We start from the raw sequence: 19083 nt of genomic DNA on the forward strand, positions 1-19083 counted from the left end.
CGGTACGATTAAAGGCATCCCGACTCGCTACAGCGCAGCTTTTCAGCCCGCGCGGGCACTCGACGATGAACCTTGCGGCCCCAGCAGGACCGGACGCGATTGCGCTCATTCTTAAACGCCATTCGCGCCAGGCAAGACTATCCCATTGGGCCAAGCCCTAACTAAAACAGGATTACTCATGTCCTTTGCTTCCCTCGGTCTCTCCGAGGCTTTAGTCGGCGCCATCGAAGCCGCCGGCTACACGCAGCCTACTCCAGTGCAACAGCGGGCCATTCCCGCCGTGTTGCAAGGTCGCGACCTGATGGTTGCGGCGCAGACAGGTACTGGCAAGACCGGCGGCTTTGCCCTGCCGATCCTTGAGCGTCTGTTCCCCAACGGTCACCCGGACAAGTCCCAGCGCCATGGCCCACGCCAACCGCGCGTACTGGTCCTGACCCCAACCCGCGAACTGGCCGCCCAGGTGCACGAGAGCTTCAAGCTCTATGCCCGCGACTTGAAGTTCGTCAGTGCCTGCATCTTCGGCGGCGTTGGCATGAACCCCCAGGTTCAGGCCATGGCCCGTGGCGTCGACGTACTGGTAGCCTGCCCGGGTCGTTTGCTCGACCTGGCCGGCCAAGGCAGCGTCGACCTGTCCCATGTGGAAATCCTCGTCCTCGACGAAGCCGACCGCATGCTCGACATGGGCTTTGTCCATGACGTGAAGAAGGTCCTGGCGCGCTTGCCTGCCAAACGGCAGAACCTGCTGTTCTCGGCGACGTTCTCCAAGGACATCACCGACCTGGCCGGCAAGCTGCTGCACAACCCGGAACGCATCGAAGTCACCCCGCCCAACACCACGGTCGAGCGTATCGAACAGCGTGTGTTCCGCCTGCCTGCCGCCCACAAGCGCTCGCTGCTGGCCCACCTGATCACCGCCGGTGCCTGGGAACAGGTGCTGGTGTTCACGCGGACCAAGCACGGCGCCAACCGCCTGGCCGAGTACCTGGACAAACACGGCCTGAGCGCCGTGGCGATCCACGGCAACAAGAGCCAGAACGCGCGCACCAAAGCCCTGGCCGACTTCAAGGCCGGTCAGGTGCGCATCCTGGTCGCCACCGATATCGCCGCCCGCGGCCTGGATATCGACCAGTTGCCCCACGTGGTCAACTTCGAGCTGCCGAACGTCGATGAAGACTACGTGCACCGTATCGGCCGTACAGGCCGCGCCGGGCGTTCGGGCGAGGCGATCTCGCTGGTTGCCCCGGACGAAGAAAAACTGCTGAAAAGCATCGAGCGCATGACCAAGCAGAAGATCGCCGATGGCGACCTGATGGGGTTTGACTCCAGCGCCGTAGAAGCCGAGAAACCCGAAGTGCGCGAGCGTCCGGATGTGCGTAACCCGCGCAATCCTCGTGGCCCGCGTGGTGACGGCCCGAATGGCGGCGGCGGTGGTGGCGGTCGCAAGGACAAAGGCAAGGACAAAGGCGGCAAGGAAAAACCTGCCGCCAGCCGTGGCGAACGCCCTGCGCAAAAACCTCGTGAAGGCACTCCGGCCCGTGAACAGCAGCGCCCGGCGCCACGCGCCACCGCTGACCGCGCACCGGACGAGTTCCTCGACGACGACGTCGACAACTTCGGCAACCGCGTCGACTACGTACCCCAGGCCAAGCCGGCCCAGGGTCGCGGCCGTCGCCCGGGCGCTCCGGCGCAAGGTGCAGGCGCAGGTGCACCACGCACCGGCCAGCCACAAGGTCGCCAGAACGGTCCACGCAACAGCAGCGGCGCCAGCACCGGCACCCCGCCGGCCAAGCGCAGCGGTCCTCGCAATGGTGCCCCGCGTGACGGCCAGGCCCGTCGCGAAGAGTCGCGCAATCGCCGCCCGGCCCGTGACGATCAGCCGCTGCAGGAGCCTGCGGTACAAAACCCGCGCGGCGGCCCGGCACCGAAGATCATCCACAAGGAGTCGAAGACCGACCGTTTTCCGACACCTGAGCAGCTCGATCAACTGCCAAGCCGCCCACGCGGTGAAAAACCAGCCTTGCTAACCCGCAACCGCTGATTTTTCAAGCGCCATGAAAAACGCCCCGGACTCTCACGAGCCGGGGCGTTTTTTTATGCGCTTTGGGTAGGCGCGAGGCTTGCCTGCGATGGGTTCACCCTGTTGACGGCGGCATTACCCATGCAGCCTTCGCGCCTACAGGCGAAGCATTACTTGGCTTTCACGCCTTCGAACGTCACGTACAGTTCAACCTGGTCGGACTTTGGACCCAAGTCTTTCTGCTTGCCGAAATCGGAACGTTTGATGACGGTGGTGCCTTCGAAGCCGGCACGGTAGCCGCCCCATGGATCCTTGCCTTCACCCAGGAAGGTGGCCTTGACCACGACGGGCTTGGTCACGCCGGCGATGGTCAGGTCACCCGCCACATCGGCAGTGGCCTCGCCAGCCGCGTTCTTGCCTGTCGGCTTGACGCTGGTGGAGACGAACGTGGCCTTGGCGAACTTGCCTGCATTCAGGAAGTCCGCGCTGACGATGTGCTTATCGCGCTCGGCATGGTTGGTGAACACGCTGGCGGTGTTCACGTTGAACGCGATCTTGGCGTCTTCCGGCTTGGCAGCGTCGAAGCTGAAGGTGCCGTCGATGTCCTTGAAGGTACCGGTAATGAAGCTGTAGCCCAGGTGGCTGACCTTGAAGTCAACGAAAGCGTGCTGGCCTTCCTTGTCGACAACGTAGTCAGCGGCCATTACCTGGCCAGCCGACAGCAGCGCAGTACCAATTGCCAGAGCGGCGAGAGTCTTCTTCAACATACTTTCTATTCCTTGGAGTCGAGGTTGAACTTCAGGCTTTGCGGCCCAGCATTCGCGCCAGGGTCGCATCACGGTCGATAAAGTGGTGCTTCAATGCTGCCAGCGCATGGAGACCGGAACCAATCACCAGTGCCCACGCCAGGTACAGATGGATCGCACCCGCTATGTCTGCCTGCTCCGGTAGACCGGAAATCAGCGCAGGTACTTCAAACAGGCCAAACACCGGGATCCCGACACCGTCTGCGGTGGAAATCAGGTAACCGGCAATCATCACCGCGAACAACGCGATGTACAGGAACCCGTGACCGAGCTTGGCACCCAGGCGAGTCATGCGGCTGTAGCTGGCCAGGGTCGGCGGCGGCGGACTGATCCAGCGCCACAACACCCGCAGCAGCATCACGGCAAAGAGCACCAGGCCCATGCTTTTGTGCAGGTCCGGGGCGTCTTTGCGCCAGGTGCTGTAGTAATCCAGCCCGACCATCCACAAACCCAGGGCGAACAGACCGATCACCACCAAGGCCACGCCCCAGTGCATAAAAATACTGATCCAGCCGTAGCGAGATGGAGCGTTACGTAGCTGCATTGCTTAGACCCTGTAAGAACTGCGACCAAGACTAACCCGTTATCTATCGAATTAAAGCGGAATTTTTCGCTTTGAACTATCGAGAAAACCGATAAATAGTCTGAAGCCCGATGGTTAAGGAAAGATTAACCATTGGGCAGACTTACCGTTCAGCCCACCGGCCGTGCCCCCCAGCGTGGCACGCTCGTCACTGCAGGCACGTGAAAACACCACAATAGGTTGTCCGCATCCCTTTGATTGCATAGGCTTGCGCGATTGTTTGCCCGCGCGCGTCGCGAGCGGTCTCGAGGAGAATAGACATGGGCTTGAATAACCAGTGGATGCAGCGCGATCTCGCGGTGTTGTGGCATCCCTGCACCCAGATGAAAGACCACGAACAGCTGCCATTGATTCCGATCAAGCGCGGTGAAGGCGTGTGGCTCGAAGACTTCGAAGGCAAACGCTACCTCGACGCCGTCAGCTCCTGGTGGGTCAACGTGTTTGGCCACGCCAACCCGCGCATCAACCAGCGGATCAAGGACCAGGTCGATCAACTGGAACACGTGATCCTCGCCGGCTTCAGCCATCAGCCGGTGATCGAGTTGTCCGAGCGCCTGGTCAAGATGACGCCCGAAGGCCTGACCCGGTGCTTCTACGCCGACAATGGCTCATCGTGCATCGAAGTCGCGCTGAAGATGAGCTTCCACTACTGGCTCAACCGCGGCCAACCGAACAAGAAGCGCTTCGTCACCCTGACCAACAGCTACCACGGCGAAACCATGGCCGCGATGTCGGTTGGTGACGTGCCCCTGTTCACCGAAACCTACAAGGCGCTGCTGCTGGACACCATCAAGGTGCCGAGCCCCGATTGCTACCTTCGCCCCGAAGGCATGGGCTGGGAAGAACACTCGCGCCATATGTTCACGGCGATGGAGGCAACCCTGGCCGAGCACCACGACACAGTCGCGGCCGTGATTGTCGAACCGCTGATCCAGGGCGCCGGCGGCATGCGCATGTATCACCCGGTGTACCTGAAGTTGCTGCGCGAGGCCTGCGACCGTTACGGCGTGCACCTGATCCATGACGAGATCGCTGTCGGTTTCGGCCGCACCGGGACGATGTTCGCCTGCGAGCAGGCCGGGATCCGTCCAGACTTCCTGTGCCTGTCCAAGGCCCTGACCGGCGGCTATCTGCCGCTGGCGGCCTGCGTCACCACGGACGAGGTGTACAGCGCGTTCTATGACGACTACCCGACCCTGCGGGCCTTCCTGCATTCGCACAGCTACACCGGCAACCCGCTGGCGTGTGCGGCGGCGCTGGCGACCTTGGATATTTTCGAGCACGACAACGTGATCGAAAACAACAAGGCCCTGGCCCAGCGCATGGCCACCGCCACCGCGCACCTGGTCGATCACCCGAATGTCTCGGAAGTGCGCCAGACCGGCATGGTGCTGGCCATCGAGATGGTCAAGGACAAGGCTAGCAAAGAGGCCTATCCCTGGCAGGAGCGCCGTGGCCTGAAGGTGTTCCAGCACGCCCTGGAACGTGGCGCGCTGTTGCGCCCCCTGGGCAGCGTGGTGTATTTCCTGCCGCCGTATGTCATTACCCCCGAGCAGATCGATTTCCTGGCCGAAGTGGCCAGCGAAGGCATCGACATCGCCACCCGTGACTCGGTCAGCGTCGCGGTGCCGAAGGACTTCCACCCGGGGTTCCGCGATCCGGGCTAACCGTCGCAGTTACTCCCTAATGTGGGAGCGGGCTTGCTCGCGAAAGCGCAGTGTCAGTCAGCATCAATGTCGGCTGAGACGACCTCTTCGCGAGCAAGCCCGCTCCCACAGGGGTCGTGCCGTCAGACAACCGATTCAGATGATTCACACCCTTTACAGAGACCCCGCATGAGACTGTCCCGCTTCTTTATCGATGCCCCCTTGAGCCTTGGCGAGCATGAGCTGCCCGAGGCCCAGGCGCACTACATCAGCCGCGTGCTGCGCATGGCCGAAGGCGATGCGTTGCAGGTGTTCGACGGTTCCGGCCAAGAGTTTCGCGGCACGCTGGCGGAGGTGGGCAAGAAGCGCGTGCGCGTGGCGCTGACCGAAAGCTTTGCCGGGCAAGTGGAGTCGCCGCTGCAGATCCACCTCGGCCAGGGCTTGTCCCGGGGCGAGCGGATGGATTGGGCGATCCAGAAAGCCACGGAGCTGGGCGTGAATGAGATCACCCCGATCTTCAGTGACCGCTGCGAAGTGCGGCTCAAGGACGAGCGCGCCGACAAACGCCTGCAGCACTGGCGCCAGGTGGCCATCAGCGCCTGCGAGCAATGCGGTCGTTCACGGGTGCCGGTGATTCATCCGCCGCTGCTGCTCGCCGATTGGCTCAAGCAGGCCGACGCCGACCTCAAGCTGGTGCTGCACCCGGTGGCCGAGCCGCTGGTGAGCCACGCCAAGCCGGCAACGTTGGCGTTCCTGATCGGCCCGGAAGGTGGGTTGAGCGAGGGTGAAGTCGAACAGGCCCAAGGCGCCGGCTTCCATGCCGCCCGCCTCGGCCCACGGGTGCTGCGCACCGAGACCGCGCCGGTGGTGGCGCTGGCGGTGGCCCAGCAGTTGTGGGGCGACTTCTAACCCCACCTGGCAAACCCAATCAAAACGGTGGGCGCGGGCAAGCCCGCACATGGGGATTGGTGGCTTACTCCACCGGATCACTCGTCGGCTTGGCGATGATGGCCTTGAGTTCGGCGGTCATCGGGAACTCCAGGTTCAAGCCTTTCGGTGGGATTGGCTGCTCGAACCAGCGCTGGTAGATGCTGTTGATTTGCCCCGAGCTGTACAGGTCGGCCAGCGTGCCGTTGACCAGCGCGAGGAACTGCGGATCATCCTTGCGCACCATGCAGCTGTAGATTTCACGCGACTGTTCTTGCCCCACCACCACCCACTTGTGCGGGTCGCGGGCCTTGGCGCGTTCGCCGTAGAGCAGCGCGTCGTCCATGTAGAACGCCGCGGCCCGGCCGGTCTCCAGCATCTTGAAGGCTTCGCCGTGGTCCTTGGCGCTGATCACGAACATGTTGACCTTGTTCTCGACGTTGTAGCTCTTGAGGTAGCGCTCATTGGTGGTGCCGGCAGTGGTCACCACGTTCTTGCCGCGCAGGTCGTCAAAGCCCTTGATGCCGCTGTCGTTGGCGGTCAGCAACTGGCCCTTGACGTAGATGAAGCCGTAGGAGAACGCCACCTGCTTCTGGCGTTCGGCCGTGACCCCGGTGGAGCCACATTCCAGGTCGACGGTGCCGTTCTGCACCAGCGGGATGCGGGTTTGCGAGGTCACCAGGTTGTACTTCACCTTGAGCTCGGGCAACGCCAGCTTCTGCTGGATCCGTTCGACGATCTTTGCCGCCAGCTCCACCGAATAGCCCATCGGCCGACCCGAGTTATCCCCCACGTAGGAGAACGGCACCGAGGCGTCGCGATACCCCAGGGTGATGGCGTGGCTACCGGCGATTTTACTCAAGGTAGGCCCCAGCGACGCCTCATTGGCCTGGGCGTGAGCGCCTAGCAGCAGGCCCAGGGTGCAGCCGAGCAACGTGATCTTATGCATTGTTATTCTCCGTTGTGGGTAAGTGTTCAGCGGCGTACGGCAATGACGGTGATTTCCACCAACACCTGCGCACGGGCCAGTTCGGCCTGTACGGTGGTGCGGGTCGGTGCCTGGCCCGGCGACAACCACGCGGACCAGACGTCGTTCATCGCGGCAAAATCCCGGCCAATGTCTTTGAGGTAGATCGTCGCACTGAGCAGATGATCCTTGTCGCTGCCGGCTTCGGCCAACAGGGCGTCGATCTTGGCCAGCACTTCGCGGGTCTGCTGGTGGATATCGACGCTGTCCCCCGGCACCTGGCCGGAGAGGAAGACCAGGTCCGCCAGGGTCACGGCCCCCGACAGGCGCGGATTGACGTTGATACGGGTGATGTTCATGGGACGCTCCAGATTAAGGGGAAAAAGTCAGGCCACGCGCGGCATCAGGCCATCGAGGCCAATGGACGGTGGACGCTGGCTGATCAACTCGCCCAGCACCTGCGCACTGCCGCAGGCCAGGGTGAACCCCAGCGCACCATGGCCGAGGTTGAGCCACAGATTGCTGTAGGCCGTGGCCCCGACCAGCGGCACGCCGCTCGGCGTCGCCGGACGCATGCCGGCCCACTCGACGGCGCCGTCGTAGTCGCCGGCCAGGGGAAAGGTGTCGCGGGCCTGGCGCTTGATCAGGGCCAGGCGCTTGGGGTCCAGGGAGGGGTCGAAGCCAACAATGTCGACCATCGCCGCCACGCGCAGTTGCTGGCCCAGGCGGGCAAACACAATCTTGCGGTCATAGTCGGTGATGCTCAGCTCCGGCGCCCGGTGTTCAGGGCCAATCGGTACCGTCAGGCTGTAGCCCTTGAGCGGATACAGCGGCAACTTCAGCCCCGGCAAGGCCAGCGCGCCGCTGCGGTAACCGGCCGCGATCACCAGCTTTTCCACGGGCACGACCTGCGTGCCCAACTCAATGGCCTGCACCGTGCGGTTGGCATGGCGAATGCCGGTCACGGCGCGCCCAAGCAGGAACTGGCAACGCCCCGAAGCCTTGAGTTGTTCGACCAGGCGCAGGCAGAAGGCATGGCAATCGCCAACTTCTTCATCGGGCGTGTAGATGCCGCCCACCAGCCCCGCGCCGGCCAGTACCGGCTCCAGGCTGGCGCACTCGGTTTGCGACAACACCAACTGCAACCGGGAGTCGGCCAGGCTCTGGCGTGCATGTTCAAAGCTGTAGGGGTCGCGAAAGGTCACCAGCTTGCCGTTGCACCGCCAGGCGAAGTCACCGAACCCGGGCTCTTCGCGCCAGTGCGCGAGGGTGCGCTGGCTCAACAACGCCAGGCGCAGCAGATGCGCGGCGTTCTGGCGGTTGACCGAACGGCGGCAGGCGCCGAGGAAGGCCGCCATCCAGCGCCATTGCGCCGGGTCGAACCGCGGGCGCAGCTTCAACGGCGAATCACCGCGCAGCATCCAGCCGAGGGCCTGCTTCGGCACGCCGGCATCGGCCAGCGGCGTTACATAGCGGTAGGACAACTGCCCGCCGTTGGCGAAGCTGGCCTCACTGCCCAGGTCATCGCGGGCGTCCACCAGCGTAACCTCGAAACCCTCGCGCACCAGCGCATAGGCCGACGCCAGGCCGATCACACCACCGCCGATGATACAAACTCGCTGAGCCATGTCAGTCCTTAAAGCGTTGTTTAGACATGTCCGAGATTAGGGCCAGGTGACAGGTGGCGAACAATGAATAAAGATGGCTAACCCATAAACAAAGGTTATGGACTGCTCATGCGCCTTCGCCACATCGAGATCTTCCAGGCCATCCGCCAGACCGGCTCCGTCAGCGCGGCCGCGCAATTGCTCCACGTGTCCCAGCCGGCCGTGACCAAGGTCCTGCAGCACGCCGAGCAACAACTGGGGTTCCCCTTGTTCTTGCGGGTGCGGGGCAAGTTGCAGGCAACGCCCGAGGCGCTGGAGCTGGAGCGCGAAGTCGACAAAGTCACCGAAAGCCTGCAAGGGGTGCGGCGCCTGGCCCAGAGCCTGCGCCGCGCACCGGGCCACAGCGTGCGCCTCGGCGCGACACCGGCGCTGGCCCTGTCGCTGCTGCCACCGGCGATTCATGAGTGGACCGGGCGTTACCCCGATATCGTCTGCGAACTGTCGAGCGCCCACAGCCGCGAACTGGTGCAGAACCTGTTGATGCGCGAAATCGACGTCGCCCTGACCCTGCAATTGCCCGATCACCCGGGGCTCAAGGCCCAGGCGCTGGCATCCGGGGTGCTGGTGGCCCTGGCGCCAATCGGCTATTGGCCGGATAAAGACGTCGGCACGCCACTGCCGTTGATGGCCCTGAGCGACGCGCCGTTCATTGGCCTGTCCAGCAGCGATCCGCTGTCGACGCGCCTGGACCGCTACTTGGAAAACGTCCAGCCACCGCCCCGGGTGAGCATCGCGGTGCAGACCTACTCACTGGCCAGGGCCATGGTCGAATCCGGCGCCGGGCTGACGGTGATCGACCCGTTCACCGCCCTCGGCGCCTCGCCCGGCACCACCGCCATCCGCCCCCTGGCGCCACCGCTGCCGATCACCTTGTACGCGATCACCCGCGCCGATGAGCCACCGCCCCACACCGTGAGCGAGCTGATGGCCATTTTCAGCCGTCGCGCGCAGGAGCAGTTGGATCGGTTGCTCGGGCATACCGGGTAATCATTGTGGGAGCGGGCTTGCTCGCGAAGACGTCAGCACAGTCGACGACGAAATTGACGGCGCTGACGCTTTCGCGAGCAAGCCCGCTCCCACAAGGGGTTGGGGTTACAACACGTAGTACAAGATCGCGACGAAGTGCAGTAGGCTGCCGGCGATCACGAACAGGTGCCAGATCCCGTGGGCATGGCGCAGCCGGCTGTCGAGGGCAAAGAAGATGATGCCCACGGTGTAGAACACCCCACCCGCCGCCAACCAGATAAAGCCGGCCATCCCCAGCGCCGCGATCAACGGCTTGATCGCCACCAGCACGATCCAGCCCATCACCGCGTAGATCACGATCGACAGGATCCGCGCCTCGGACCGTGGCTTGATCTCCTGCAGCATGCCGATCAGCGCCAGCCCCCAGACAATCCCGAACAGCGTCCAGCCCCACGGCCCGCGCAGGGTCACCAGGCAAAACGGCGTGTAGCTGCCGGCGATCAGCAGGTAGATCGACAGGTGATCGACCTTCTGCATGATCACCTTCGCCCGCCCGCGCACGCTGTGATACACCGTCGACACGCTGTACAGCGTCAACAACGTCACCCCATAGATCGCCACGCTGACAATCTTCCAGGGGTTAGCGTCCAGGCTGGCAATCACCAGTAACCACACCACCCCGACAAACGCCGCCACCGCCCCGAGCAAATGGCTCCAGGCGTTGAATCTTTCCCCGTGATACATCTGCCTTCACCTCCGGATCACTGCAACGGCCTGCAAGGCTCAGGCTTGCAGCGTGAAAGCGCATTTCCAATCGTTCCCCAAAAGGGACTGATAGGTCCCTTTTGGGGGCTTATCAAGACAACCCCGTTTCCACCACCAGCCCGGCGTCTACCAACAACGCCTCCAGCGCCAGCAAGTCCGGGACTTTGGCCACCTGTTCCGCCACTTGCACGGCGGCCTTTTCCAGGGCGCACAGCGGCACGTCGACGTAGCTCAACTGGCTGTCGAGCTTGCACGAGCGCGGGATGCCCTGGACCAGCAGGGCGATGAACTTGAGGTCCGGGCGGCCGCTGAGGGTGTTGAGGATGACGATGCGGGCGCGTTCGCCGATCACGGTCTTTTGCCCGCACGCCGACTCGAAGCTGAGCAGCGGGATCTGCCGGTCGCGCCAGTTCACCAGGCCCAGGTACCAGGGCGGCGAGTCGAGGTCGAAGGTGCTGCGCTGGTAGTCGATCAGCTCGGCGACCGCGACGTTGGGCAGGATCAGGGTGCGGTCGGCCAGGGGCAGCAGCAGGCCGGTCAGGTTGCTGGCGCGATGCTCAAGCATGGGAGTTGCTCCATAGGGCGATGCTTTCGAGCAACACCGATTCCTGGTAGGGCTTGCCGAGGTAGTCGTTGACGCCAATGGCCATCGCCCGGTCGCGGTGTTTCTGGCCGGTGCGCGAGGTGATCATGATGATCGGCAGGTGCTGCAGGCGCGGGTCGTTGCGCACCTGCGTGGCCACCTCGAAGCCGTCCATGCGCGGCATTTCGATGTCCAGCAGCATCAGGTCGGGCGTGTGTTCCTCCAGCAACAACATGGCGTCCACTCCGTCCTTGGCCGTCAGCACGCGCATGCCATGGCGTTCCAGCAGGCGGCTGGTGACCTTGCGCACCGTGACCGAATCGTCGACCACCAGCACCAGCATCGAGCGCTTGGCCTCGGCCTCCGGCACCGATTCGCGCACCGGTTGGGTCGGCGCCTGCATCGCCCGCAGCGGGGCCAGCAGGTCGAGAATCAACACCACGCGTCCGTCACCGAGGATGGTCGCGCCGGACAACCCCGGCACCGCTGCGAACTGCGGGCCGAGGCTCTTGACCACGATTTCCCGGGTGCCAGCCATGGCGTCGACCTGCACCGCGATGTGCCGCTCGTTGCACTGCACCAGCAGCACCGGCAACGGCAGGCTCTGGCCCAGCAGGTTGGGGCGCACGCTGGTTTTCAGCAGCTCGCCCAGGTAGCACAACGCATACCGCTGCCCGGCGTACTCGTAGGCCGGCGATTCGAGCTGGTAGTAGCTCTCCAGCTCGTTGGGCAGGACCCGCACGATACCTTCGATGGTGTTCAGCGGGATCGCGTACTGGTCCTCCAGGCACTGCACCATCAGCGCGCGGTTGACCGAGACGGTGAACGGCAAGCGGATGCGAAAGTGCACGCCCTGGCCCGGGGTCGAGTCGATGCTCATCGAGCCGCCCAACTGACGCACTTCCTCGTGGACCACGTCCATGCCCACCCCGCGCCCGGAGATCTGGGTGATCTTCTCGGCCGTGGAAAAGCCCGGTTGCAGGATGAACTGCAACACGTCGCGGTCGCTGATGTCGCTGTCGTCGGCCAACAGCCCGCGCGCGATCGCCTTGCGTCGTACGGCCGCGAGCGGCACCCCGGCGCCGTCGTCGCGGATATCGAAAATGATGTCGCCACCTTCCCGGGACAGGTCCAGGGTGATCCGGCCCTGCTCGGGCTTGCCCGCCGCACGGCGCACCTCGGCCGACTCCAGGCCGTGGTCGACGGCGTTGCGCAGCATGTGTTCCAGGGGTGCGGCCATGCGTTCCAGGACGTTGCGGTCCATCTCGCCTTCGGCGTTGCCAACCACGAACTCGACGTCCTTGCCCAGCTCGCTGGACACCTGGCGCACGATGCGCTTCAAGCGCGGCAGCATGCGCTCGAACGGCACCATGCGCGTGCGCATCAGGCCCTCTTGCAGCTCGGTGTTGATCCGCCCCTGTTGTTGCAGCAGGTTCTCGGCGTCGTGGTTGCGTCGATCCAGGGTTTCCTTGAGGTCGAGCAGGTCCGAGGCGGACTCGAACAACGCCCGCGACAGCTGCTGCAACTGCGAATGGCGGTCCATTTCCAGCGGGTCGAACTCTTCGTTGCCCAGGTGCTCGGCCTCGACCTGCTGGCGACTGAGAATCCGCCCCTGAGTCTCGGTGTCCAAGCGCCGCAGTTGGTCGCGCATGCGCTCGAGGGTGGTTTCCATCTCGCCCAGGATCACCCGGCCATCGTTGACCTGTTGTTCGATACGGCCCCGCAGGATCGAGGTTTCCCCGGCCAGGTTGACCAGTTCATCGAGCAGTTCGGCCGACACCTTGACCATGTCCGCGCCCGCCTCTGCCGGCGCTGTCGCGGGTTCGGGCTTGCTCGCGGCGGCCACCTCGACAGCCGCCACGGGCGCCACCGGGCCGGGCGTGGCCGGGTGACTGAACCCCCGGATCGCCTCGATCAGGTCGTCGGCCGGCAGCACGGGCTGGCCGGCGCGGCTGGCATCGAGCATGTGTGCCAGGCGGTCATGGCTGCGCTGCAACAGATCGAACAAGGCCGGGGTGGCCTGCAACTGGCCACTGGACAAGCCTTCGTAGAGAAACTCCAGCTCATGGGCCAGGTCGCCAATCGGCGCAATCTCCACCATCCGCGCCCCACCCTTGAGGGTGTGCAGGTCGCGCAGCAGGGTTTCCATCTCCTGGCGGCTGTGCGGCTCGGCCTGCCAGCGGGCCAACGCCGCGCCCGAGCTGTCGATGATGTCGAAACCTTCTTCGAGGAAGATCTCCAGCAACTCCGGGTCATGGCTCACCGCCTCATGGGCGAGCGCCGGCTCAGCAACGTCGACCGTGCCGGCACTGCGCTGGCGCCAGTGCTGGAGCGCCTCGATCAGGGCCACGCCATCGCCCAGGGGTTGTTGCTGTTGCAGCTGTTCAAGCAGTTGCGCGAGGCGTTCGTGGCTCTGTTGCAACAGGTGCCCCAACTCGGCCGAGTAGCTGAGGCGCCGGTCCACCAGGCCTTCGTAAAGGTTTTCCAGCTCATGGGCCAGGTCGCCCACCGGCACGATGCAGGCCATCCGCGCCCCGCCCTTGAGGGTATGCAGGTCACGTTGCAGTGACGACAACGGCGCGCTGTTGTCCGGATCTGCCAGCCAGCGCTGCAAGGCTTGCCCGGCGCTTTCGAGGATGTCCACCGCCTCTTCGAGGAAGATCGCCACCAGTTCGTCGTCGATGCTCGTCGGCACGGACTGTTCCAGCGCGGCAGTGGCGCTGCCCAGCTCACTGATGCTCAGGACACGGCTGCCGTCGCTGCGGATCAGCCCCAGGGCCTGCGGATCGAGGCCCTCGTTGAGCAGGTCACGCAAGGCCCGGACCCGCGCTGGCTGGTGGCTGACTTCCTGGCCGGCGGCCAGTTCGTCGAGCATGTCGATCAAGGCTTCGTGGGCACGTTGCGCCTCATGGAAGAAGCGCTCGCTGACTGCCAGGCTGCTTTCCTCCACGGCGCCGTAGAGGTCGAGCAAGGCTTCGCACAGTTCATCCACCGGGTGCAGGTCGGCCAGGTGGGCGTTTTCCCCCAGGGTGGTCAATTCGTCCAGCAGCGCGCTGAGTTCCTGACGCTCGCCGGGGTGCTGCTGCCAGCGTTGCAACAGGCTTTCGGCGTCCAGCAGGATGTCCATGCCCTGGGCCAGGAAGTTGTTGATCAGCTGCGGGTCACGTTTGATGCGCACGCCGCTGCTGGGCGAGTTGTGCACCGCCACCAGGCGCTCGGCGAGCAGTGCGTGGGTGCGTTCGATCAGCGCGTGGGCGCCGTCGATGGCCCGTGACGGGTCGTCCTTCGACTGCCTCAGGCCCCGGCGCAGCAGGCCTTCGGCTTCGAGCAACAGTTCGACTTCATCCAGGTCCAGTGCCAGCCGGTGCGCCTTGTACTCACGCGCCAACTGGTCGAGGGCCGCCGCCAGTTCGGCAATCGGTACCACCCCGGCCACCGAGGCGCTGCCCTTGAGGGTATGCAAGGCGCGCTGCAAGTCATCGCTGGCCGCCAGTGGCACGTGTTCGGCGGCCAAGTCGAGAAAGCGGTTGAGGCTGGCCAGGTGGGTCTCGGCCTCGTTGCGGAAGATCTCCAGCAACTGCGGGTCGGCGCCGCTGTCATCCGCCGTCGGCGAATCGGGCATGCCCTTGGCCAGGCCGTGGGCGCGGGCGGCCAGGCGGTCGACGTCATCGCGCTGGCGCTGGGCATTGGCGGCGAACTCGGCGATCAGCTCAGGCAGCAAGGCCACGACCTCGGCGAGCAAGCCCTGGACCGGCGGGTCGGGCTCGACGCTACGCTCCAGCACGCGGTTGAGCAGGTTTTCCAGCGCCCAGGCCAGTTCGCCGAGCACCAGCGCGCGAACCATCCGGCCGCTGCCCTTGAGGGTGTGGAACGCCCGGCGCAGTTCGCCCAGGGCCGTGAGGTCGGCAGGGTTGGCGACCCACAGCGGCAGTTGTTCACGCAGGACCTGCAACACCTCATCGGTCTCTTCCAGGAACACTTCGCGCAGTTCGTCATCCACCGGGGTTTCATCCCGCGGTGGCGGCAGCAGGCTACCGGGGGTGATGCGCGCCGGCGGGTTGAGCGCCGACACCGGGCTGGCCAGCACCTCGGCCAGCGATTGCAGCGCCTGCGGGTCGTCCCATTCATCGTGTGCCTGCGCGGCCTCGGCGGGGCTGAGCACCTCGTCGAGCAGCGGCACCTGCACCGCATCCGGCAAATAGCCCAGGCTCGCCAGGCTGCGCTCGGCCACATCCAGTACCGGCTCGCCCTGGGCCTGGGGGTCTTCGCTCAAGCGCTCCAGGTAGTACTCGATGGCGCTGAGCGCGTCGGCCAGGTTGTCCAGGTGCTGCCAGTCCGGCGGGCTCAGATCCACCAGCAAATGCTCGCGGATGTACCGGTTGCAGGCGTCCAGCAGGCTGGCGGCGCGGTTCAGCGGGATCATCGCCAGCGCGCCCCGGACCTGGGTCAACACGGCCGGCAGGGGCAGCAGCGCCTGGCGATCCCACTCGGCGTCGATGTACTCGACGATCATGTCCTTGGCCTGTTGCAGGCACAGGCGAGCTTCCTTGATCACGATCTGGTGGATCTGGGTCAGGTCGGTGGTCGGCAGCCGACTTTCTTCGCGGCTTTCTTCGACGATGCCGACCATCCCCGCCAGGGTCGCCTCGACGTAGAGCAAGGCGCCGGCGACGTCCATCAGGATCGCGTCATTCGGCTCCCGTTGGCCCTGGGCCAGGCTCAGCACCACGCCAAGCTGATCGATGATGACCTTGCGCGGCTGGCCGAAACCCAGCACTGCCAGGGTGTCGGCGATTTGCCGCAGCGGCGCCAGCAGGCTGTCCAGGTCGGAGGCGTGCTGGCGGTCGCTGCGCACGAACAGGTCCAGGCGCTCCTTGACCCGCACCAGCTCCTCGCACAACGCAGCCAGCACCGAGCGCATCGCATCGCGGTCCGGGCCGGCGAGGCGCGCCCGCTCTTCATCGAGCAGGGCACTGTCGGGCAAGGCTTCATCGAGTCCGTAGCGATCTTTCATGGTTTGCATCCGGGCGCTGGGGTGTTGCGCCTTGGCGATATAGAACAGCAGGCTTTTGAGCAACTCCGGGGGCGCCGCCTGGTTGACCCCCGGCATGCCTTGGTCGAGCAGGCGCTTGAGCTCTTTGTCGGCATCCTTGAACAGGCTGCGCAGCGCCGGGCTGTGGCCGATGCGGCCTTCCTGCATGCCTTCGATCAGCGCCGAGGCGACCTGCCACAGCGGGCTCAAGGGCGCATCGCCACAGATCGCTTCCAGGCGGGCAAAGACCTTGGCCAGGTAGCCGAGGTTCGTTGCGTCATCCTGTTCGCGCATCAACCCCACCAACCCCATCTGCAGCATCTGGCGCAGCTTGCGCAACACCGTGGGCAGGTCGGCCGGATCCAACTGCGCCAGTTGCGCGGGGTCCAGCGGCGCCAGGTCGTGCAGTTGCGGGCTGAACAGGCTGGTTTCCGAGAGCAGGCTTTCGCCACGGGCACTGCGCAGGTCGTTGATCAGCGGCAACACCACCAGCGGCAGGTCGCGCCGGGCGCTTTGCACGCGGTCGAGGTAGATCGGCAACTGGCTGATGGCCTGTTGCAGCAGGGCGATGGCTTCGTCGCGGTGGCTGACGCGGTTGTGCTGCAGCGCCGCGGCCAGTTGCTCCATCTCTTCGGCCAGCAGCGCCGCGCCGTAGAACTCGACCATCTGCAGGCTGCCATGCACCTGATGGATCCCCGCCAGGCACGCGGCAATCGCGTGGGCCGCGTGCGGCTGTTCGACCCGGCTGTCGAGCACCATGCTTTCAAGGGCGGCAAACGCCTGCTTCAGCGTTTCGGCAATTTCGCCCTTGACCCATTCGAGGGCCACATAGTCGTGCCGATCACCCATAACCACTCCCCTCAAAACCCATGACGTGCTGTGTTGCCCGTACTGAATAACTACCCACTTCCGAGCGCTGCAGATCCCCCTGTGGGAGCGGGCTTGCTCGCGAAAGCGCTGTATCAGGCAACATCAGGATTGACTGACAAGGCCTATTCGCGAGCAAGCCCGCTCCCACAGGGGATCTGCGGTGTCTCAGAGTTCATCCGCCTTCTTCACCGGCAAGGTAAACCCGGACACCGAGCGCCGCAGCTGGCTGGCCATCTTGGCCAGGTTGCCGATGCTCTCGGCGGTGGCCGTGGAGCCCGACGAGGTTTGCGTGGTGATCTGCTGGATCACGTTCATCGTCAAGGAAATCTGCCCCGCCGACGTGGTCTGCTGTTGCGCCGCGTTGGAGATGCTCTGGATCAACGCCGCCAGGGTCTTGGACACCCCTTCGATTTCCTCCAGGGCCACCCCGGCATCCTGCGCCAGCCGGGCGCCACGCACCACTTCGGTGGTGGTCTGCTCCATGGAGATCACCGCTTCATTGGTGTCGGCCTGGATCGCCCGCACCAGGGTCTCGATCTGCCGGGTGGCGGCCGAGGATCGCTCGGCCAGGCGCTGCACTTCATCGGCGACCACCGCAAAACCACGCCCGGCATCCCCGGCCATGGACGCCTGGATCGCCGCGTTGAGGGCCAGGATGTTGGTCTGATCGGCAATGTCGTCGATCAAGCTGACAATGTCGCCGATTTCCTGGGAAGACTCGCCCAGGCGCTTGATGCGCTTGGCGGTATCCTGGATCTGCTCGCGGATGTTGTCCATGCCGTGGATGGTGTTGTGCACCACCTCGTTGCCCTTGTTGGCGATGTCCACCGACCGCTCGGCCACGGCCGAGGATTCGGCGGCGTTAGCCGAGACCTGGTCGATGGACTGGGCCATGTCGTTGATCGCAGTGGATGCTTCGCTGATCTGCTGGGCCTGATGCTCCGAGGCCTGGGCCAGGTGCATGGCGGTGGCCTGGGTTTCCTGCACGGCGGCGGCGACCTGGCCGGCGGTGAGGTTGATGGTGGCGACCAGCTCACGCAGCTGGTCGACCGAATAGTTGATCGAGTCGGCGATGGTGCCGGTGAAGTCTTCCGTGACCGAGGCGGTCACCGTCAAGTCGCCATCGGCCAGGTCTTCGATTTCATCGAGCAGGCGCATGATCGCGTTCTGGTTGCGCTCGTTCTTCTCGGCGGTCTCACGCAACTGGCGGTTGGTTTCACGCACCATCACCAGGCCGATCAGGATGATCGAGGTCAGCGCCAGCAACCCCAGCACGTAGCCGCCGATGGTGTCGGTGGAGCGCCCGCCCATCAGGTTCTCGAACCCGGTGGCCAGGAACGACGCTTCATCGAGCAGGGTTTGCGACAGGTTGAAGATGTTGCCCGCCGACTCGCGGACCTTGAACAACTCCGGCGAGGTTTCGAGGATTTCGTCCACCGAGCCCGAGACGAACTCGAACAACTCGGCGATCTCGCTCAGGCGCGCCCGGGCGTCACGGTCTTCGACCTGGCTGATCTTCAGTGCCGGATTGCCCTGGAGCATGCCATTGAGCACCAGGCCAAAGCGCTCGGCATCACGCCCGAACACCTCGGCGGCCTGCTGGGCATTCTCATCGCCGGCCAGCACCGTGTTGACCGCGCCGAGGATGCGCTCGGCCAGCAGCGACTGACGCTGGGCCAAGACGACCTGGGCCGCCGGGGCGCCGCGCTGCAGGAGGGTCTCGACCACCTTTTCGTATTCGATCTGCAGCTGCGGCACGGTCTCAGCCAGCGTCGCGGCCACCTGGTGCAGGGACAGCACGGTCTGCTCGCTGGAGAGGATCGCGTCGGTGTTGCTCAGCAGTTTGTCCCAGTCCAGTTGCACCGCGCGCATTTGCGGGCGCACCGCCGCGGGTGCAGGGGGCAGGCCGGTGGCCGGGTCGCCTTTTTTCAGGTAGCCCCAACGCCTGGCGAAGTCATTGCGCGCATCGCTGAGCAACTTGAACGCCGCCGCCTTGCCGGCCGCCGCTTCGGTGGCGTTCTTGGCAATGCGCTGGGACAGCACGCGCAACTCGCCCGCATGGCCGATGTACTGCTTGTCGTAGGCTGCCTGCGTATTGAGGTAGGCGAAATTGGCGAACAGCAACACGATGAACACGATCAGCGCGAGAAACAAAACGATGATCTGTGAGCGACTGCGCGAACCTTCCGTGGGTGTGCCTGCTTTTGCTTTTATCATCGATCCTCGCCTGTTAACCCACATCCTGGGTTTACCG

Annotated in this window: 13 protein-coding genes; 4 read left to right on the forward strand and 9 right to left on the reverse strand. The window is 64.7% G+C overall.

Features of this window, described 5'->3' with window-relative positions:
* Positions 1-178: 178 nt before the first annotated feature.
* On the forward strand, positions 179-2038 hold the full coding sequence (locus BMW74_RS10340; RefSeq protein ID WP_093418097.1) for an RNA helicase RhlE2: 1860 nt from the start codon (positions 179-181) through the stop codon (positions 2036-2038).
* 149 nt (positions 2039-2187) lie between these two features.
* Here the strand turns inward: BMW74_RS10340 and BMW74_RS10345 are convergent, their stop codons facing one another.
* Complete coding sequence (locus tag BMW74_RS10345; protein ID WP_093418101.1) at positions 2188-2784, reverse strand: YceI family protein; 597 nt, start codon at positions 2782-2784, stop codon at positions 2188-2190.
* A 31-nt stretch (positions 2785-2815) separates the two neighbouring features.
* A complete protein-coding gene (locus tag BMW74_RS10350) occupies positions 2816-3367 on the reverse strand; it encodes a cytochrome b (protein WP_093418106.1) in 552 nt (183 codons plus the stop codon).
* Positions 3368-3666: 299 nt separating this feature from the next.
* Between BMW74_RS10350 and BMW74_RS10355 the strand changes: the two genes are divergently transcribed.
* Positions 3667-5073 (forward strand): adenosylmethionine--8-amino-7-oxononanoate transaminase, encoded by a 1407-nt coding sequence (locus BMW74_RS10355; RefSeq protein WP_093418111.1) that lies wholly within the window; start codon positions 3667-3669, stop codon positions 5071-5073.
* 168 nt (positions 5074-5241) lie between these two features.
* Positions 5242-5961 carry a 16S rRNA (uracil(1498)-N(3))-methyltransferase gene (locus BMW74_RS10360; protein WP_093418116.1) on the forward strand — a complete coding sequence of 240 codons (720 nt, stop codon included), beginning with the start codon at positions 5242-5244 and terminating at the stop codon, positions 5959-5961.
* 64 nt (positions 5962-6025) lie between these two features.
* Here BMW74_RS10360 and BMW74_RS10365 read toward each other — a convergent pair whose 3' ends face one another.
* From BMW74_RS10365 to BMW74_RS10375, 3 genes are read right to left on the reverse strand one after another with little or no spacing between them, the layout of a single operon-like run.
* Positions 6026-6928 carry a transporter substrate-binding domain-containing protein gene (locus tag BMW74_RS10365; protein WP_093418119.1) on the reverse strand — a complete coding sequence of 301 codons (903 nt, stop codon included), beginning with the start codon at positions 6926-6928 and terminating at the stop codon, positions 6026-6028.
* Positions 6929-6954: 26 nt separating this feature from the next.
* Entirely contained in the window at positions 6955-7305 is a 351-nt protein-coding gene (locus BMW74_RS10370) for a RidA family protein (RefSeq protein WP_093418124.1), read from the reverse strand.
* Between the two features lie 27 nt (positions 7306-7332).
* The gene (locus tag BMW74_RS10375) at positions 7333-8574 is read right to left on the reverse strand and encodes a D-amino acid dehydrogenase (protein WP_093418130.1); all 1242 of its coding nucleotides are present in this window, start codon (positions 8572-8574) and stop codon (positions 7333-7335) included.
* A gap of 108 nt (positions 8575-8682) precedes the next feature.
* Here BMW74_RS10375 and BMW74_RS10380 point away from each other — a divergent pair, with 108 nt between their 5' ends.
* Complete coding sequence (locus tag BMW74_RS10380) at positions 8683-9600, forward strand: LysR family transcriptional regulator (RefSeq protein ID WP_093418135.1); 918 nt, start codon at positions 8683-8685, stop codon at positions 9598-9600.
* 105 nt (positions 9601-9705) lie between these two features.
* Here BMW74_RS10380 and BMW74_RS10385 read toward each other — a convergent pair whose 3' ends face one another.
* The 4 genes from BMW74_RS10385 to BMW74_RS10400 all read right to left on the reverse strand — a co-directional run bounded on the left by BMW74_RS10385 (position 9706) and on the right by BMW74_RS10400 (position 19046).
* Positions 9706-10323: a PAQR family membrane homeostasis protein TrhA gene (locus BMW74_RS10385; RefSeq protein ID WP_093418139.1), complete on the reverse strand. Its 618-nt coding sequence runs from the start codon at positions 10321-10323 to the stop codon at positions 9706-9708.
* Positions 10324-10435: 112 nt separating this feature from the next.
* On the reverse strand, positions 10436-10909 hold the full coding sequence (locus tag BMW74_RS10390; protein ID WP_093418144.1) for a chemotaxis protein CheW: 474 nt from the start codon (positions 10907-10909) through the stop codon (positions 10436-10438).
* Positions 10902-16808, reverse strand: a complete 5907-nt coding sequence (locus tag BMW74_RS10395; protein ID WP_093418149.1) for an Hpt domain-containing protein — start codon at positions 16806-16808, stop codon at positions 10902-10904. The genes BMW74_RS10390 and BMW74_RS10395 overlap by 8 nt, the downstream gene beginning before the upstream one ends.
* Positions 16809-16994: 186 nt before the next feature.
* Entirely contained in the window at positions 16995-19046 is a 2052-nt protein-coding gene (locus tag BMW74_RS10400) for a methyl-accepting chemotaxis protein (protein ID WP_093418153.1), read from the reverse strand.
* Positions 19047-19083 lie beyond the last annotated feature (37 nt).

The organism is Pseudomonas sp. ok272, from assembly GCF_900109995.1.
Lineage (GTDB): Bacteria > Pseudomonadota > Gammaproteobacteria > Pseudomonadales > Pseudomonadaceae > Aquipseudomonas.

What these genes read in the sequence shown, in the direction of transcription:
- BMW74_RS10340 (WP_093418097.1), top strand. Translation starts at nt 179, where the DNA reads ATGTCCTTTGCTTCCCTCGGTCTCTCCGAGGCTTTAGTCGGCGCCATC.
- BMW74_RS10345 (WP_093418101.1), bottom strand. Translation starts at nt 2,784, where the DNA reads ATGTTGAAGAAGACTCTCGCCGCTCTGGCAATTGGTACTGCGCTGCTG.
- BMW74_RS10350 (WP_093418106.1), bottom strand. Translation starts at nt 3,367, where the DNA reads ATGCAGCTACGTAACGCTCCATCTCGCTACGGCTGGATCAGTATTTTT.
- BMW74_RS10355 (WP_093418111.1), top strand. Translation starts at nt 3,667, where the DNA reads ATGGGCTTGAATAACCAGTGGATGCAGCGCGATCTCGCGGTGTTGTGG.
- BMW74_RS10360 (WP_093418116.1), top strand. Translation starts at nt 5,242, where the DNA reads ATGAGACTGTCCCGCTTCTTTATCGATGCCCCCTTGAGCCTTGGCGAG.
- BMW74_RS10365 (WP_093418119.1), bottom strand. Translation starts at nt 6,928, where the DNA reads ATGCATAAGATCACGTTGCTCGGCTGCACCCTGGGCCTGCTGCTAGGC.
- BMW74_RS10370 (WP_093418124.1), bottom strand. Translation starts at nt 7,305, where the DNA reads ATGAACATCACCCGTATCAACGTCAATCCGCGCCTGTCGGGGGCCGTG.
- BMW74_RS10375 (WP_093418130.1), bottom strand. Translation starts at nt 8,574, where the DNA reads ATGGCTCAGCGAGTTTGTATCATCGGCGGTGGTGTGATCGGCCTGGCG.
- BMW74_RS10380 (WP_093418135.1), top strand. Translation starts at nt 8,683, where the DNA reads ATGCGCCTTCGCCACATCGAGATCTTCCAGGCCATCCGCCAGACCGGC.
- BMW74_RS10385 (WP_093418139.1), bottom strand. Translation starts at nt 10,323, where the DNA reads ATGTATCACGGGGAAAGATTCAACGCCTGGAGCCATTTGCTCGGGGCG.
- BMW74_RS10390 (WP_093418144.1), bottom strand. Translation starts at nt 10,909, where the DNA reads ATGCTTGAGCATCGCGCCAGCAACCTGACCGGCCTGCTGCTGCCCCTG.
- BMW74_RS10395 (WP_093418149.1), bottom strand. Translation starts at nt 16,808, where the DNA reads ATGGGTGATCGGCACGACTATGTGGCCCTCGAATGGGTCAAGGGCGAA.
- BMW74_RS10400 (WP_093418153.1), bottom strand. Translation starts at nt 19,046, where the DNA reads ATGATAAAAGCAAAAGCAGGCACACCCACGGAAGGTTCGCGCAGTCGC.